8 protein-coding genes, 1 tRNA gene and 3 pseudogenes are annotated in these 13,823 nt (G+C 69.7%); 5 read left to right on the plus strand and 7 right to left on the minus strand.

From position 1 onward, the window contains the following. Positions 1-447: 447 nt before the first annotated feature. Positions 448-1,540, minus strand: a pseudogene (locus ACWC5O_RS22965) (integrase core domain-containing protein). A gap of 480 nt (positions 1,541-2,020) precedes the next feature. Between ACWC5O_RS22965 and ACWC5O_RS22970 the strand changes: the two are divergent. Beyond that, positions 2,021-2,094, plus strand: a tRNA-Met gene (locus ACWC5O_RS22970). Positions 2,095-2,160: 66 nt separating this feature from the next. On the opposite strand, the gene ACWC5O_RS22975 is transcribed toward ACWC5O_RS22970, so the two are convergent. Then, on the minus strand, positions 2,161-2,430 hold the full coding sequence (locus ACWC5O_RS22975) for a hypothetical protein (RefSeq protein ID WP_450587788.1): 270 nt from the start codon (positions 2,428-2,430) through the stop codon (positions 2,161-2,163). A 436-nt stretch (positions 2,431-2,866) separates the two neighbouring features. On the opposite strand from ACWC5O_RS22975, the gene ACWC5O_RS22980 reads away from it, so the two are divergent. Continuing rightward, a complete protein-coding gene (locus ACWC5O_RS22980; RefSeq protein ID WP_450587971.1) occupies positions 2,867-3,082 on the plus strand; it encodes a hypothetical protein in 216 nt (71 codons plus the stop codon). Positions 3,083-3,348: 266 nt separating this feature from the next. Here ACWC5O_RS22980 and ACWC5O_RS22985 read toward each other — a convergent pair. Further along, positions 3,349-3,660: pseudogene (locus tag ACWC5O_RS22985) on the minus strand (recombinase family protein); the annotation flags it as partial. 40 nt (positions 3,661-3,700) lie between these two features. Further along, positions 3,701-4,339 (minus strand): annotated as a pseudogene (locus ACWC5O_RS22990) (carbohydrate esterase); the annotation flags it as partial. A gap of 190 nt (positions 4,340-4,529) precedes the next feature. Between ACWC5O_RS22990 and ACWC5O_RS22995 the strand changes: the two are divergent. Continuing rightward, positions 4,530-6,209 (plus strand): rhamnogalacturonan lyase B N-terminal domain-containing protein, encoded by a 1,680-nt coding sequence (locus ACWC5O_RS22995; protein WP_450587786.1) that lies wholly within the window; start codon positions 4,530-4,532, stop codon positions 6,207-6,209. Between the two features lie 6 nt (positions 6,210-6,215). Here the strand turns inward: ACWC5O_RS22995 and ACWC5O_RS23000 are convergent, their stop codons facing one another. Continuing rightward, positions 6,216-7,625: an RICIN domain-containing protein gene (locus tag ACWC5O_RS23000; RefSeq protein ID WP_450587784.1), complete on the minus strand. Its 1,410-nt coding sequence runs from the start codon at positions 7,623-7,625 to the stop codon at positions 6,216-6,218. 1 nt (position 7,626) lies between these two features. After that, a complete protein-coding gene (locus ACWC5O_RS23005; protein ID WP_450587783.1) occupies positions 7,627-8,718 on the minus strand; it encodes a glycoside hydrolase family 43 protein in 1,092 nt (363 codons plus the stop codon). A gap of 199 nt (positions 8,719-8,917) precedes the next feature. Between ACWC5O_RS23005 and ACWC5O_RS23010 the strand changes: the two genes are divergently transcribed. Continuing rightward, a complete protein-coding gene (locus ACWC5O_RS23010; protein ID WP_450587781.1) occupies positions 8,918-11,023 on the plus strand; it encodes an autotransporter in 2,106 nt (701 codons plus the stop codon). A 76-nt stretch (positions 11,024-11,099) separates the two neighbouring features. On the opposite strand, the gene argG is transcribed toward ACWC5O_RS23010, so the two are convergent. After that, a complete protein-coding gene (gene argG, locus ACWC5O_RS23015) occupies positions 11,100-12,548 on the minus strand; it encodes an argininosuccinate synthase (RefSeq protein ID WP_450587779.1) in 1,449 nt (482 codons plus the stop codon). A 72-nt stretch (positions 12,549-12,620) separates the two neighbouring features. On the opposite strand from argG, the gene mmuM reads away from it, so the two are divergent. After that, entirely contained in the window at positions 12,621-13,544 is a 924-nt protein-coding gene (gene mmuM, locus ACWC5O_RS23020; RefSeq protein ID WP_450587777.1) for a homocysteine S-methyltransferase, read from the plus strand. Positions 13,545-13,823 lie beyond the last annotated feature (279 nt).

The following is a 13,823-nucleotide window of genomic DNA, read 5'->3' on the forward strand; positions in this document are numbered from 1 at the left end:
TGGCCAGAGCGTGCCTTGGGAGTAGTCATCACCTTCACCGGGGCCTGTCCGAGCTCTTCGCTGGGTGTGATCGCCAGTAACTGTCACGCCGCGAGGATCGACAGGTGTGTAGCGCCGAGCCCGGGACCGCAACATCCAAGCTACCCGCGGCCCGCGAGGGGCCCCACAGCACGACATTTGCCGTGGCCGTCGCCGCCGGGCGGCCCGGCTCGGACAGCAGAGGCAGGTCCACGTGCAGGCGCACACTCTCTCGTGGCACACTCCCCTGCGCCAGGCCGAGCGCCGCGACAACGACATGCGCGCAGGTGATCGCGTGGCGGTCGTCAACCAGGAAACCCACGCCCAGCGGACCAGCTGCGACATCCGGATCCGGCGGAGACGCGAAGATCCGCAGGATGGCTGTGTCCGGGAAGAACGTTGCGGGTGCCGATAAATCATCTGGCCTGGTCACGCGGCACGTCGGTACTCATGAAGGATTCCGCTGAGTCGGTCTCGTCGGCGGACCTCCAGGTACCTGCTCTGTGCTGGCACGCTGATCGGTTCGGGTAGCGATCGGAGTGGTGCGGCTTGGTTCAGCGCTCGGTGCGGCCGATGGCAGTTGTAGAAGGTCTCGAACTCGCGGAGCACATGAAGGAGGTGGCTCTGGTTCCAGATCAAGGTGCGGTTCAGGAGCTCGCTGCGGCAGGTCTGTATCCAGCGCTCCACGATGGAGTTCATTCGGGGTATTTGTATGCCGGTGGTGACGACTCTCAGTCCGGCGTCGGCCAGCAGGGCGTCGAAAGCCTGCGTGAACTTCGCGTCGCGGTCGCGGATCAGGAATCGGGCCTGGCTGCCCGCGTCCTCCAGGTCCATGAGGAGATTGCGTCCGAGTTGCACGACCCAGTCCGCGGTGGGGTGCGCGGTGGCGCCGAGGATCCGGATGCGCCGGGTGGAGTTGCTCGATGACGGCGAAGACGTACAGACGCGCCCCGGTCAGGGTGCGGGTCTCGAAGAAGTCGCAGGCGAGCAGCGCGCCGGCCTGGCTGCGCAGGAAGTGGGCCCAGGTCGTGCTCTGCCGTTCGGGCGCGGGTGGGATGCCGTGCTCGCGGAGGATCTCCCAGACGGTGGAGGCGGCGACCTTGATGCCCAGCACCGCGAGCTCGCCGTGGATCCGGCGATAGCCCCACGAGGAATTCTCGTGAGCCAGGCGCAGGACCAGGGCGCGGATGGAGCGGACCGTGGGTGGGCGTCCGCGCCGCTTCGGCACGCAGGTGGCTGCGTGTCGTCGCTTGAGCAGGTTGCGGTGCCACCGCATGATTGTGTCCGGGCGTACCAGCAGCAGGAGCTGGCGCAGCTTCTCTCTCGAGTGGTGATGGAGCAGGCCGGCGAGGACAGCGCGGTCGGTGTCTGTGAACGTTGGCTTGCCGACCTGGCGTTGCAGTACGAGCAGTTGGTGCCGCAGGGCAAGGATCTCGATGTCTTTGTCCCGGTCGCTCATTGGCAGCAGGCGCAGGAGCGACAGGGTGTTGGTCGCAGCGAGGTAGGCCAGGCGCAGCAGCACGACAGATCATGATGCCGTCCGCGTCTGTCCACGTGAAGACATCGGAGTTGTTGGCGAGCGCGGCCTGAGGGGCCAATCGATCAAGGCCTCCACCTGGGTGGATGATCTATCGGCACCCGCAATGCTCGCATGCAGACTCTCGTCCGAGTACTCGTGACCATCGCCTCCAACATGATTGGCGGCGGTGCCTTCGGTCTAGTCTCCGGAGCGTTCGGTTGGCTCCTCGACGACCCCACGGTGGTGGCTGGGACGGCCGTCGTCGGCTGCTGCCTCGGCATGCTGCGCGCCTCGTGGGTTCTTGGCGCAGCGAGGGGCTGAGTGGAAGCGGTGAGACGAACCCGGCTGCCGCGGCCTCGGCGCCCGGCAGCCGAAGGTCGAGGGGCGCGAGGCCCCGGCCGGCGCCTCGCGCGCCCCGCTTCCCGGCCCCACCTGGGGCGGTGGCCGTCAGGTCGCGCGTATGCCGTAAGCTGGGCGTACCGACGCGGGGTGGAGCAGCTCGGTAGCTCGCTGGGCTCATAACCCAGAGGTCGCAGGTTCAAATCCTGTCCCCGCTACTAACACGCACCGGCCCCCCTCGACACCAACGTCGAAGGGGGCCGGAAGCATCTGGGGCGCTGGGCCTACGGGGCGGGCAAGGCTGCCGCGGGTGGCCGGGTGGCGATGCGCATCCGATCGCCGTCGTATTCCACCACCTCGCCGGGCAGGATCAGCAGCCCCGGCTCCCCGTCCTGCCACGCCGCGCCGATCCGGCGGATCTGAACGGCCGGACCCCGCGCGCCGGCCATGAACACCGTGGGATCGACCTCCCACCCGTGCTCGCCGAGCCACTGCTCCAGGGTTGCGGAGTCCTCGCTGCTCGCATCGCGCGGCCACTCGTACGTACTGGTCACGACTTCCCCCTGTCCGTGAATGGATCACAGGGTCGATCCTGCCACCGGGCACTGACAGCCCGGTCACATGAGATTTCGACTCGGCGCTCGTGTGACTGAGCACGATGGTTGTCACCGTGACCGCGACAACTGTCACCACGGCCCGGCCCGGGCCATGTCGCCGAATCCGCAACGCGAGTCGCCGCAGATCGGAGCCGCTGCGCATGATCAACGCTGGTGACAACCAGCGCGCAAACGGCGGGCTGGTGACAGTTAGCACGCTCATCTGGTGACAACAACCATGCACACGTACGCGGAGAACGCCAGGTCACGCCGAGGTGCCGGTGACAACCATCGTGCTCAGTCACACCATGCTGGTTGAGGATCACTCACCGCAACAGCGTGCCCTAAGGTCAGGCGACGGGGCGATGTCAGTCGCGCATCGTACGGTCCTCGCATGGGTATCGCCTCGGCCTGGTCCATCAGCGCCCACGACGACGCCTTCATCGCCACTCTGGCTCCGCGGCTGCTCCCGCTGATCGCCGAGGAGCGGGACGCGCCGCTGGCACGAGAGCGCTGGGACCGCTGGCAGCGAGAGCCTCTGCCGGACTTCCGGACCTGGTGGAAGCCCTTGGGCCGCTCCTGCGGCCGGGAGGCGGACGCACACCAGTAGCAGTAGTTGTGGCCGCCGTAGTGAGGGTCGCCTCTGTGGTGTAACCGAAGCAGCGCGGCTGGGTCGGCGGCAGGCCGCGCTCGACGCGCTGGCGCATCTCCTGCTGCTCCCGCTCCGACATCTGCTCGACTTCGAACGTGTCGACCTCGCCGAGGAGGCGGCCAGCGGCCGTCGTGAGGTCCAACTCGGGGCCCTTGGCGCCACAGTACGGACACCTCGTGCTTGCGGAGGATCTCGATTCCCTCGGCCCGTTCGCGCCGGTTCCGCCAGAGCCGGCCGAGCATGTAGACGATGATGACGTCGACTTCGCCGCGCTGTGCGGCAGCCATGAGGAGCTCGTACTGGGGGCGGTGCTTGCCATGGGTGGCCGACTTGTCGTTGTCCCGGAAGCGGCGCCCCTGGAGGGGGATTCCGCGCCGTTCGGCCGACTCTGCGCTGTCCTCGCCTTGACGGATGACACCGTCTTCGTCGCCCTCATCCGCCTTGCTTATGCGCTCACATGACGCACCCTTACTAAACGGGGTCACACATTGAAATATAGGTGCGAATACCCTCTGGCCTGCGTGTTCCTTGATCACGACCTGGTGACTCAACGTGTACCAATAATGGAGACAGGACGGTGGTCTTGTCGTTGTGGGCGAGCTGCACGAGGACGAGGTCGCCGGGGCGGATCAGCGGCTGGACGGTGGCCCACAACTGCGGGTTCCGCAGATAGGTGACCGTACTCTCCCCGGAGTCCGCGTAGTTGGCGACGGAGACGCCCTTGCGCAGGTACTGCGGGAGCTGCTGGCCCCAGCCGGAGTACGGGTCGCCGGGCTGGTCGCAGACCGTGGAGTCGCCGATCAGGATGATCTGCCGGGCGTGCCGGGCCGGGGTGACCCGGATGCCGGCGAGGGCGGGGGCGGTGCCGCCGAGGGTGAGGTCGAGGCCGGGGGTGCCGCCGGGGCCGGTGGGTTCGCCCTCGGGGGTGCGGACGTTCACGGTGAAGCTGCGCGTGACCCCCGTGCCGGCCGCGACGGCGGTCTCCGGGACCAGGGAGCGGCGCGTCTCGCCGCTGATGCTCGTGCTCGACGCCGCCTCGCCGCCGAGGGTCACCCGGACGTCGTACGTGCCGGGCGGGACGTCGAAGTGACAGGCGGTCGCGGTGCAGTGGTCGATGCCGAGGGGCGGCTGCCGGTCGTGCGCCTGCGCGGGTGCGGCCGACAGCGCGCCGCTCAGGGTGACCGCCGCCAGCAGGGCGACGCTGAAACGTCTCACTCCGGGCTCCTCCGTCACGCCGACAAGGTGGCGGCTGAACCGTATCGCCTTTGGCAAGCGCTTTCTAGTTCCTGGACAGACTTCACAAGACTACCAACCTTCCGCACGCGAAAGCCCTTTCGCGAAATCGATTCAACTGCCACTCTGCCAACACCCGCACCCCCACCCCGCTTCCGAAGGAGGCACCCCCATGTCCGCAACGGAGAGCAGTTCGGTCGGACGCCGTACCTTCGTGCTCGGCGCCGCGGCCGCCGCCGGGTCCGCGGCCCTCGCCGGTCCACTCGCCGGCACCGCGTCCGCCGCCGGCTTCGGCTGGAGCGACGACGGCTCGAACTACGTCGTCGACACCGGCGCGAACCTCGTCTTCAAGGTCAGCAAGACCAACGGCGACCTGACCTCACTGGTCTACAAGGGCACCGAGTACCAGGGCTACGGCGGCAAGAACTCGCACATCGAATCCGGCCTCGGCACGTCGACGGTGACGATCACTCAGTCCGGCTCGACGATCCTGATCTCCGTCGCCTACGGCACCCTCAAGCATTACTACGCGGCCCGCGGCGGCGAGAACAACGTCTACCTGTGGACCAACAAGGCGGACACCTCCGTCTCCGCCACCCGCTACATCGTGCGCGTCAAGGCGGGCCTGTTCCTGAACGACGAGCCGGACTCCTACGCGTACACGACCAGCACCATCGAGGCCTCGGACGTGTTCGCGAAGTCCGACGGGCAGACACGGTCCAAGCACTACTCGAAGCTCCGGGTCATCGACTACGACTACATCGGCTGGACGACCGGCAGCGTCGGCCTGTGGATCGTCCGCAGCAACCACGAGAAGGCCTCCGGCGGCCCGTTCTACCGCTCGCTGCTGCGCCACCAGAGCTCGGACGGCGGCGGCCTGTACGAGATCCTCCACTACGGCGAGAACCAGACGGAGGACCAGCGCTTCGGCCTCCAGGGCCCGTACGTCATCGCGTTCACGGACGGCGGCGCCCCCTCCTCGTCGCTGTGCCACGCGAACCTCACCACCTCGTGGGCGGACTCGCTCGGCATCTTCGGGTACGTCGGCGCGAGCGGCCGGGGCCGGGTGGCGGGCGTCGGGATCTCCGGCCGGAACACGGCGTACGCGTACACGGTCGGGCTGGCCAACTCGGCGGCGCAGTACTGGGGTTCGACGCGCTCCTCGGACGGCTACTTCTCCGTCGCGGGCGTGCTGCCCGGAACGTACACCCTCACCGTCTACAAGGGCGAACTCGCCGTCTGCACCACCTCGGTGACGGTCACCGCCGGCGCGACGACCACCCTCAACACGATCACCGTCCCGTCGTCCAACGACCCCTCCAACGCGACCGCGATCTGGCGCGTCGGCGACTGGAACGGCAGCCCGAGCGGCTTCAAGAACGCGGACCTGATGACGTACGCGCACCCGTCGGACGTACGGGCCGCCGCCTGGACCGGCAACGTGGTGATCGGCAGCGGCAACGAGACGTCCGCCTTCCCCTGCTACCTCTGGAAGGACGTCAACAGCGGCCTGCTGGTCTACTTCAAGCTGACCGCGGCCCAGGCCGCCGCCGCGCACACCCTGCGGATCGGCGTGACGACGGCCTACGCCAACGGCCGGCCGCAGATCACCGTCAACGACACCTGGACCTCGGCGATCCCCTCCCCGCCCGCCCAGCCCAGCACCCGGTCCCTGACCGTGGGCTCCTACCGGGGCAACAACCACACGTTCACCTACAGCGTCCCGGCGAGCGCCTGGCTCACGGACACCAGCCAGTACAACGTGCTGAAGATCGACGTGGTGAGCGGTTCGGGGACGACGAGCTATCTCAGCGCGGGCACGGCGATCGACGCGATCGATCTGCTGGTCTGACCTTCGTCAGGTGCCTCGCGTCCACTGCTGGTTCGTACCGCCGTTGCAGGTGTACGTGATGATCGCGGCGGAGTTGGCGGTGGACGCGCCGGACACGTCCAGGCACTCGCCGCTCGCGCGGGCCTTGATGTTCACGTAGGAGCCGGAGGTCACCGGTGACCACTGCTGGGTGGTGGCACCGGTGCAGTTCTCCTGGGTGACGCTGGAGGCGTTCTCCTGCAGGCACAGGGAGCTGCCCCGGCCCATCAGCTCGTAGTAGCCGTTGCCCAGGTCCTTGAACCACCACTTCTGGTTGGCGCCGCCGTTGCAGGTGTACTGGCTGATCGCGACGCCCTGCCAGAGGGACTGGTTCGGTACGTCGGCGCACTTGGAACTGTGCCGTGCGACAAGGGTGTTGTACGTGGCGCTCGCGCCGGTGACCGTACCGGTGGTGGTGTCGACCGTGATCTCCGGGGACCAGGACAGGGACATCGAGGTGGAGGCCGGGAAGGTGAGCGGCAGCCACACGTACCGGGAGTCGTTGACCGTGCCGCCGAAGGAGTTGCCCCAGCGGTCGCCCATGTACAGGTACGAGGTGCCCGAACCGCCCTGCACGGGAAGGACGTACGCGGTCTGGGAGCCGTAGGCGGTGGAGTCGCCGATGTTCGTCCACGCGGTCCAGGGGCCGGCGAGGGAGGTGGCGGTGGCGTACTGCTGCTGGTTGGGGTTCCAGCCGGTGGCGCCCGACGTCAGCATGAAGTACACGCCGTTCCGCTTGAACAGCGCCGGTGCCTCGCGGTGGCCGCCGGGCCAGGGGTTGGCGAGCAGGCTGTCGATGCCGGTGTAGTCGGCGGTCAGCCTGTAGATGTTCAGGTCGTAGTTGTTGTTGGCGGCCGAGACCATGTAGGCGGTGCCGTCGCTGTCGACGTAGGTGGTCAGGTCGCGGGACATGTACTGGCCGAGCGGGCGGAAGCTGCCCTGGTAGGTGTAGGTGCCGTCGACCGTGTCGGAGACGGCGACGGCGGCGCGGGCCTCGCTGTAGTCGACGCCGTTCTCCTTGTGCATCCACATGACGAACTTGCCGGTGGACGCGTTGTAGATGACCTTGGGGCGCTCGATGTAGGCGGTGGCCAGCTCCGCGGCGGAGGACTGGGACAGGACGTGGCCGCGGAACTCCCAGCTCTTCAGGTCGGTGGAGCGGTAGGCGTCCACGTAGCGGAAGGTGTTGTCGGAGTTGCGGTCCTCGCCGAACCAGTAGTAGGCGGAGCCGACCTTGATGACCCCGCCGCCGTGGGCGTGCAGGGCGTTGCCCGAAGTGTCGGTGAACTGGGTGCCGTTGGTGATCGTCTGCGGTGCCGCCTGGGCGGGTCCGGCGGTCGCCAGGGCCGCGGCGAGCGCACAGCACAGGGCGAGCAGGATCGCGTACGCGCGTCTCATCTCACGCACTCTCCTTCACGGTGTCGGCGACGGGGATGCCGAAGTCCGGGGTGCCGTCCGGCTTCCAGCCGAGCCGCTGGATCCGGGTGTGGCGGTTGGGGTCGTGCAGCGGGTCGCCGGTGATCTCCTCGTACTGACGGGCGTGGTAGACGAGGACGTCGCTGTGCCCGTCCTCGGCGACGGTGAAGCAGTTGTGGCCGGGCCCGTACTGCTTCGTGATGTCGTTGCTGGTGAAGACCGGGGTCGGCGACTTGGACCAGCTCGCCGCGTTCATGAGGTCGCTGCCGGAGCCGGCGGTGAGCAGGCCCATGCAGTAGTGGTGGTCGGTGGCGCTGGCCGAGTAGGTGAGGAAGACGCGGCCGTGGCGCTGGAGGACGTACGGACCCTCGTTGACCTTGTAGCCGACGCACTCCCAGTCGAACTCTGGTGTGGAGAGCCGCACTTGGGGCCCGGTCAGGGTCCAGGGGTTGGCCATCCTCGACATCCAGAGCGCGGTGTTGTTGTCCATGCCGGGCTCGTGCTGGGCCCAGACGAGGTAGCGGGTGCCACGGTGCTTGAAGGTGGTGGCGTCCAGGGAGAAGGTCTCCCAGGCGGTCCTGATCTGCCCCCGCTCCACCCAAGTCCCCCGGAAGGGATCGGGGTTGGCGTTCTCCAGCACCCAGATGCGGATCGCCCACACGTCCTCGGCGGGCGCGGAGGCGAAGTAGATGTACCACTTGCCGCCGATCCGGTGCAGCTCCGGCGCCCAGATGTGCGCGCCCATCGGACCGGTGGCGTGCGCCCGCCAGATGACCGACTCGGTGGCGGTGGCCAGCCCGTTCAGGGTGCGGGAGCGGCGCAGGACGATGCGGTCGTACTCGGGGACGGTCGCGGTGAAGTAGTACCGGCCGTCGGTGTGGCGGGTGATGTGGGGGTCGGCGCGCTGGAGGACGAGGGGGTTCACGAAGGGGGCCGCCTCGTGGGACGTGGACGGGGACGCGAGTGCGGGGATCGTGGAGGTCACAGTGGAGGCCGCCAGGGCACCCGCGGCCGCGGCACCCTTCAACAGCAGGCGGCGGGTGGGGGGTTGGGCAGGGTGGGGGTCGCGGCTCATGCGGGCTGCCTCTCGGTGGGGAAAGCGAGGAGGGGTTCAAGGGGTTCGATATCGCGAACGCCATCTGTCATACCGAACGCCGAAAAGGTAAGGGTGGGCAACCAGGAGGTCAACGGGTCCGACGAGACAGGGGGACAAGCGATTTCCGGCGGTGCGTGAATTTCTGTTATCGGCCCACCGCTTCGCGCGTCTCCCAGACGTGCGCACCCACACCCACAGGACAGCAGCGGCCGCAGGCGCCCTCGCGGCCGTCGCCTTCACGATCGGCGCCCCCTCCCCATCCGCCGCGGCCGGCACCCGGGACGTCACCGCCGACGTCCTCGCCGGGCGGGACGTGACGCTCGCCTCGGACGCGGTGGTCACCGTCCCGTCCGGGACGACCACGTACGACGGCGTCTTCCGCGGCCAGGGCACGCTCACCGTGCGCGGCACCGGCACGCTGATCCTCACCAGGGACAGCGACTTCACGCTGCCCAAGTCCCGGCAACGGCAGATCGTGCGCACCCAGGGCGGCAACCACCCGTACACCACCGTCACCCGCCCCGACCCGCCCGCGATCACGGTCGAACGCGGCGCCACCCTGCAGTACGGCACCGGCGGCGGCACCGGCCTGATCGGCCACTTCCCGTACCACACCCCCGGCTACCGGCTGAACCAGCTCAACATCCGGGTCGACGGCACCCTCCGTCTCTCCCTGACCCGCACCTTCAACATCGGCACCATCAGCGGCTCGGGCCTGGTCACCCAGCCCCGCAACATGTGGGGCACCCTCGACCTCGCCGGCACCCACCCCTTCTCCGGGGTCATCGACAACGGCACCGGGATGGCCGTGGGCCGCCCCGAGTACCCGGTGGCACTGCCCCATGCCCGCGCGATCCTCAACCAGGGCTCGTGGATCATCGACACCCCGCTGTACCGGACGATCACCCTGCGGCAGGACTTCTACCAGCGGGAGTACGGCAGCGACATCAACGTCCACACCCGGCCGGGCGGCAAGGTGGTACTCACCGGGCAGTACAGCTACAGCGACCGGGGCGGCGACACCAACCCCTCGCTGAGCACCCCGTCCCTGAACTGGCGTCCCGTGCCGCACCGGTCGAACAAGCGGGGTACGAACATCGAGGGTGCCGATGTGCGGTGGGGCGACGGGACCACGCACCGGATCTTCATGCCGGGCACGCGGGACACCGTGTACATCAATCTGCACGCCGCCAGTGGCCGACGGTCCCGGCTGACCCTCGACTACAACGGTCCGGTGACGCTGGGCGCCCCCATCGGCGGCGGCAGGTACCACGACACGCTGGCCGCGCCCGGTGCCGGGGACGTGGTGATCGCGGGGACGCGCGGCAACGACGTGACCTTCGCGGCCGCGCAGTACTACGACGGCTCGACGACCGTCGGGAAGGGCGCGGTGCTGCGGCTGGGATCGGGCGCACGGGGCGGCGACGGCTCCCTGCTGACGGGAACGGCACGCCGGCGGATCGTGAACGACGGGACGCTGTACCTGCGCAACGACTCGACTCCGGTGCGGCTGGCCCACGTCGGCGGAAGCGGCGCGCTGGTCCAGTCGGGCACCGCGACGACCACGCTCACGGGCGACGCGGTGACGTACACCGGGACGACGACCGTCTCGAAGGGCACGCTGGCCCTGCGCTCCGGGGCGACTCTGCTGCGCAGCAGGGCGATCAGGCTCATGTCGGCGGGCGCACGGCTCGACGCGGGCACCTCCGGCCTGCGGGTGGCCACCTCGCTCACCGGCATGGGAACGGTGCGGGGCGCAGTGACGAACGACGGCCTGGTGGCGGGCGGTCCGACGGTGACCGGGGACTACACCCAGCACGCGAAGGGCGAACTGGTGCTGCGGGCACGGCCGTTGAAGGTGGCGGGCAGGCTGCGGCTCGCCGGGTCCTTCGGCCTGTCCGCCGTCGGCGCTCATCCGGCGCCCGAGATCACCGTCGTCGAGCACGGCGGCCGCACCCGGACCACGGGCGCCTTCGACGGCCTGCCGGACGGCGCCCGGCTGAAGCTCGCCGACACCGACTACCGGATCGGCTACAACGGTGGCGACGGCAACGACATCGTCCTGACCGTGGCCGGCCGCAGCCCCGCCCACGGCGCCCACGCCGAGGCCGCCACCGGCCCGGGTGCCGTGAGCCCCCGGACCGCGAACACCGCGGCCGACCGCTTCGGCTGGTGGCCGTACGTCCTCGCACTCGGCCTGCTCGGCGGCCTGGTGTTCCCGGCGACCCTGCGCACCCGGGGCAGGGGACGGCGCGGGGGCGGCCGGCACGCGGCGCAGGAGTAGGGGGCATACGACAGTGGTCCCCGGCGGAACAGAATCCGCCGGGGACCACTGCCTGAGCGCGTATGTGCCCGCGGACTCAGTCCGTGCCGGACTCCATCGCGGCGCGGTCCAGCATCGTCTCCTCGTCCGCGGCCTCGCCGCGCGAGGCGATCGCCTCGGCGCCGCCCTGGTCCATGGCGCCGATCAGACCGGTCGAGGCCGCCTGGGCCGCACCGATCGGGGCCGGGTGGTCGGTGCCGACCAGGCCCAGGGTCGCGTACTGCTCCAGCCGCGCGCGGGAGTCGGCGATGTCCAGGTTCCGCATGGTGAGCTGGCCGATCCGGTCCACCGGGCCGAACGCCGAGTCCTCGGTCCGCTCCATGGAGAGCTTGTCCGGGTGGTAGCTGAGCGCCGGGCCCCGGGTGTCGAGGACCGAGTAGTCCTCGCCGCGCCGCAGCCGCAGGGTCACCTCGCCGGTGATCGCCGCGCCGACCCAGCGCTGCAGCGACTCACGGACCATCAGCGCCTGCGGGTCCAGCCACCGGCCCTCGTAGAGCAGCCGGCCCAGCCGCCGGCCCTCGTTGTGGTACGCGGCGACGGTGTCCTCGTTGTGGATCGCGTTGACCAGGCGCTCGTAGACGATGTGCAGCAGCGCCATGCCGGGCGCCTCGTAGATGCCGCGGCTCTTCGCCTCGATGATCCGGTTCTCGATCTGGTCGGACATGCCGAGCCCGTGCCGGCCGCCGATCGCGTTGGCCTCCATGACGAGGTCGACCGGGGAGGCGAACTCCTTGCCGTTGATGGTGACCGGGCGGCCCTGGTCGAAGCCGACCGTCACGTCCTCCGTGGCGATCTCCACCGACGGGTCCCAGAACCGCACGCCCATGATCGGGTCGACGGTCTCGATGCCGGTGTCGAGGTGCTCCAGGGTCTTGGCCTCGTGCGTGGCGCCCCAGATGTTGGCGTCCGTGGAGTACGCCTTCTCCGTCGAGTCCCGGTACGGCAGCCCGTGCGCGAGCAGCCACTCCGACATCTCCTTGCGGCCGCCCAGCTCCGTGACGAAGTCCGCGTCCAGCCAGGGCTTGTAGATCCGCAGGTGCGGGTTGGCGAGCAGCCCGTAGCGGTAGAACCGCTCGATGTCGTTGCCCTTGAAGGTGGAGCCGTCGCCCCAGATCTGCACCCCGTCCTCGAGCATGGCCCGCACCAGCAGCGTGCCTGTCACGGCACGCCCCAGCGGCGTGGTGTTGAAGTACGGACGCCCGCCCGAGCGGATGTGGAACGCGCCACAGGCGAGCGCCGCGAGCCCTTCCTCGACGAGCGCGGCACGGCAGTCCACGAGCCGGGCGATCTCGGCGCCGTACGCGAAGGCGCGGCCGGGCACCGACTCGATGTCGAGTTCGTCGTACTGGCCGATGTTGGCGGTGTAGGTGCACGGGACGGCGCCCTTGTCGCGCATCCAGGCAACGGCGACCGAGGTGTCGAGCCCGCCGGAGAAGGCGATACCGACGCGCTCGCCGGTGGGGAGGGAGGTGAGGACCTTGGACATAGCAAGACTATGCAGCATCTCGCATTTTCATGCAACTGTGTGTCCCGCGGCCCCGTCGACTAGCGTCAGGACATGAGCAGCAACACCTCCCCCAGCCTCGCCGAAGCCCTCGCCGCCGGGACGGTCGTGCTCGACGGCGGGATGTCCAACCAGCTGGAGTCCGCGGGGCACGACCTGAGCGACGAGCTGTGGTCGGCCCGTCTGCTGGCCGAGCGGCCCGAGGCGGTCACCGAGGCGCACCTCGCCTACTTCACGGCGGGCGCGGACGTGGCGATCACCGCCAGCTACCAGGCCACCTTCGAGGGCTTCGCCAAGCGCGGGACCGACCGCGCGGAGGCGGCCCGGCTGCTCGGGCTGAGCGTGGAGCTGGCCCGGGACGCGGTACGGCAGGCACGGGACGCCGGGGTCGCACGGCCGCTGTGGGTGGCCGCGTCGGTCGGCCCGTACGGGGCGATGCTCGCGGACGGCTCCGAGTACCGGGGGCGGTACGGGCTGAGAGTGGACGAGCTGGAGACCTTCCACCGGCCGCGTCTGGAAGTACTGGCCGCCGCCGCTCCGGACGTGCTGGCGCTGGAGACGATCCCGGACACCGACGAGGCGACGGCGCTGCTGCGGGCGCTGCGGGGACTCGGGGTGCCGGCCTGGCTCTCGTACACCGTCGACGGTCGGCGCACCCGGGCCGGGCAGCCCCTGGAGGAAGCCTTCGCCCTGGCCGCCGACGTCGACGAGGTGATCGCGGTCGGCGTGAACTGCTGCGCCCCGGAGGACGTGGAGTACGCCGCCGGGGCCGCGGCCCGGGTCACCGGCAAGCCGGTCGTCGTCTATCCCAACAGCGGGGAGGCGTGGGACGCGGAGGCACGCGCCTGGAAGGGGCGGACCACGTTCGGCGCCGAGCAGGTGAAGAAGTGGCGGGATGCGGGGGCCCGGCTGATCGGGGGGTGCTGCCGGGTGGGGCCGGAGGCGATCGCGGGGATCGCCGGAGCGCTCACCGCGTAGGGCGGGCGGGCCGGTACTTGTGCGTCCAAGGACGCCGGACGTCGGTGGGCGGTGACACCGCCGCACGTCCGGGCCGCGGTCTGTGACGGCTTCAGCGAGGGTCTGGGGCACGTCTGCCCCGCTGATGGATCAGGCGGTGTCACCGGACCCGGAAGTGCTGGTCGAGAGGGCCGGCTCGACGGAAACGAGTTCCTGGCAGTGCCCGCCAAGGAGCGCTACGGCAATGCCCCCCGACTACCCGCCACCCGAACTCGACAGACACCTCGCCGATCCGCAGCG

The organism is Streptomyces sp. NPDC001450, assembly GCF_053597295.1.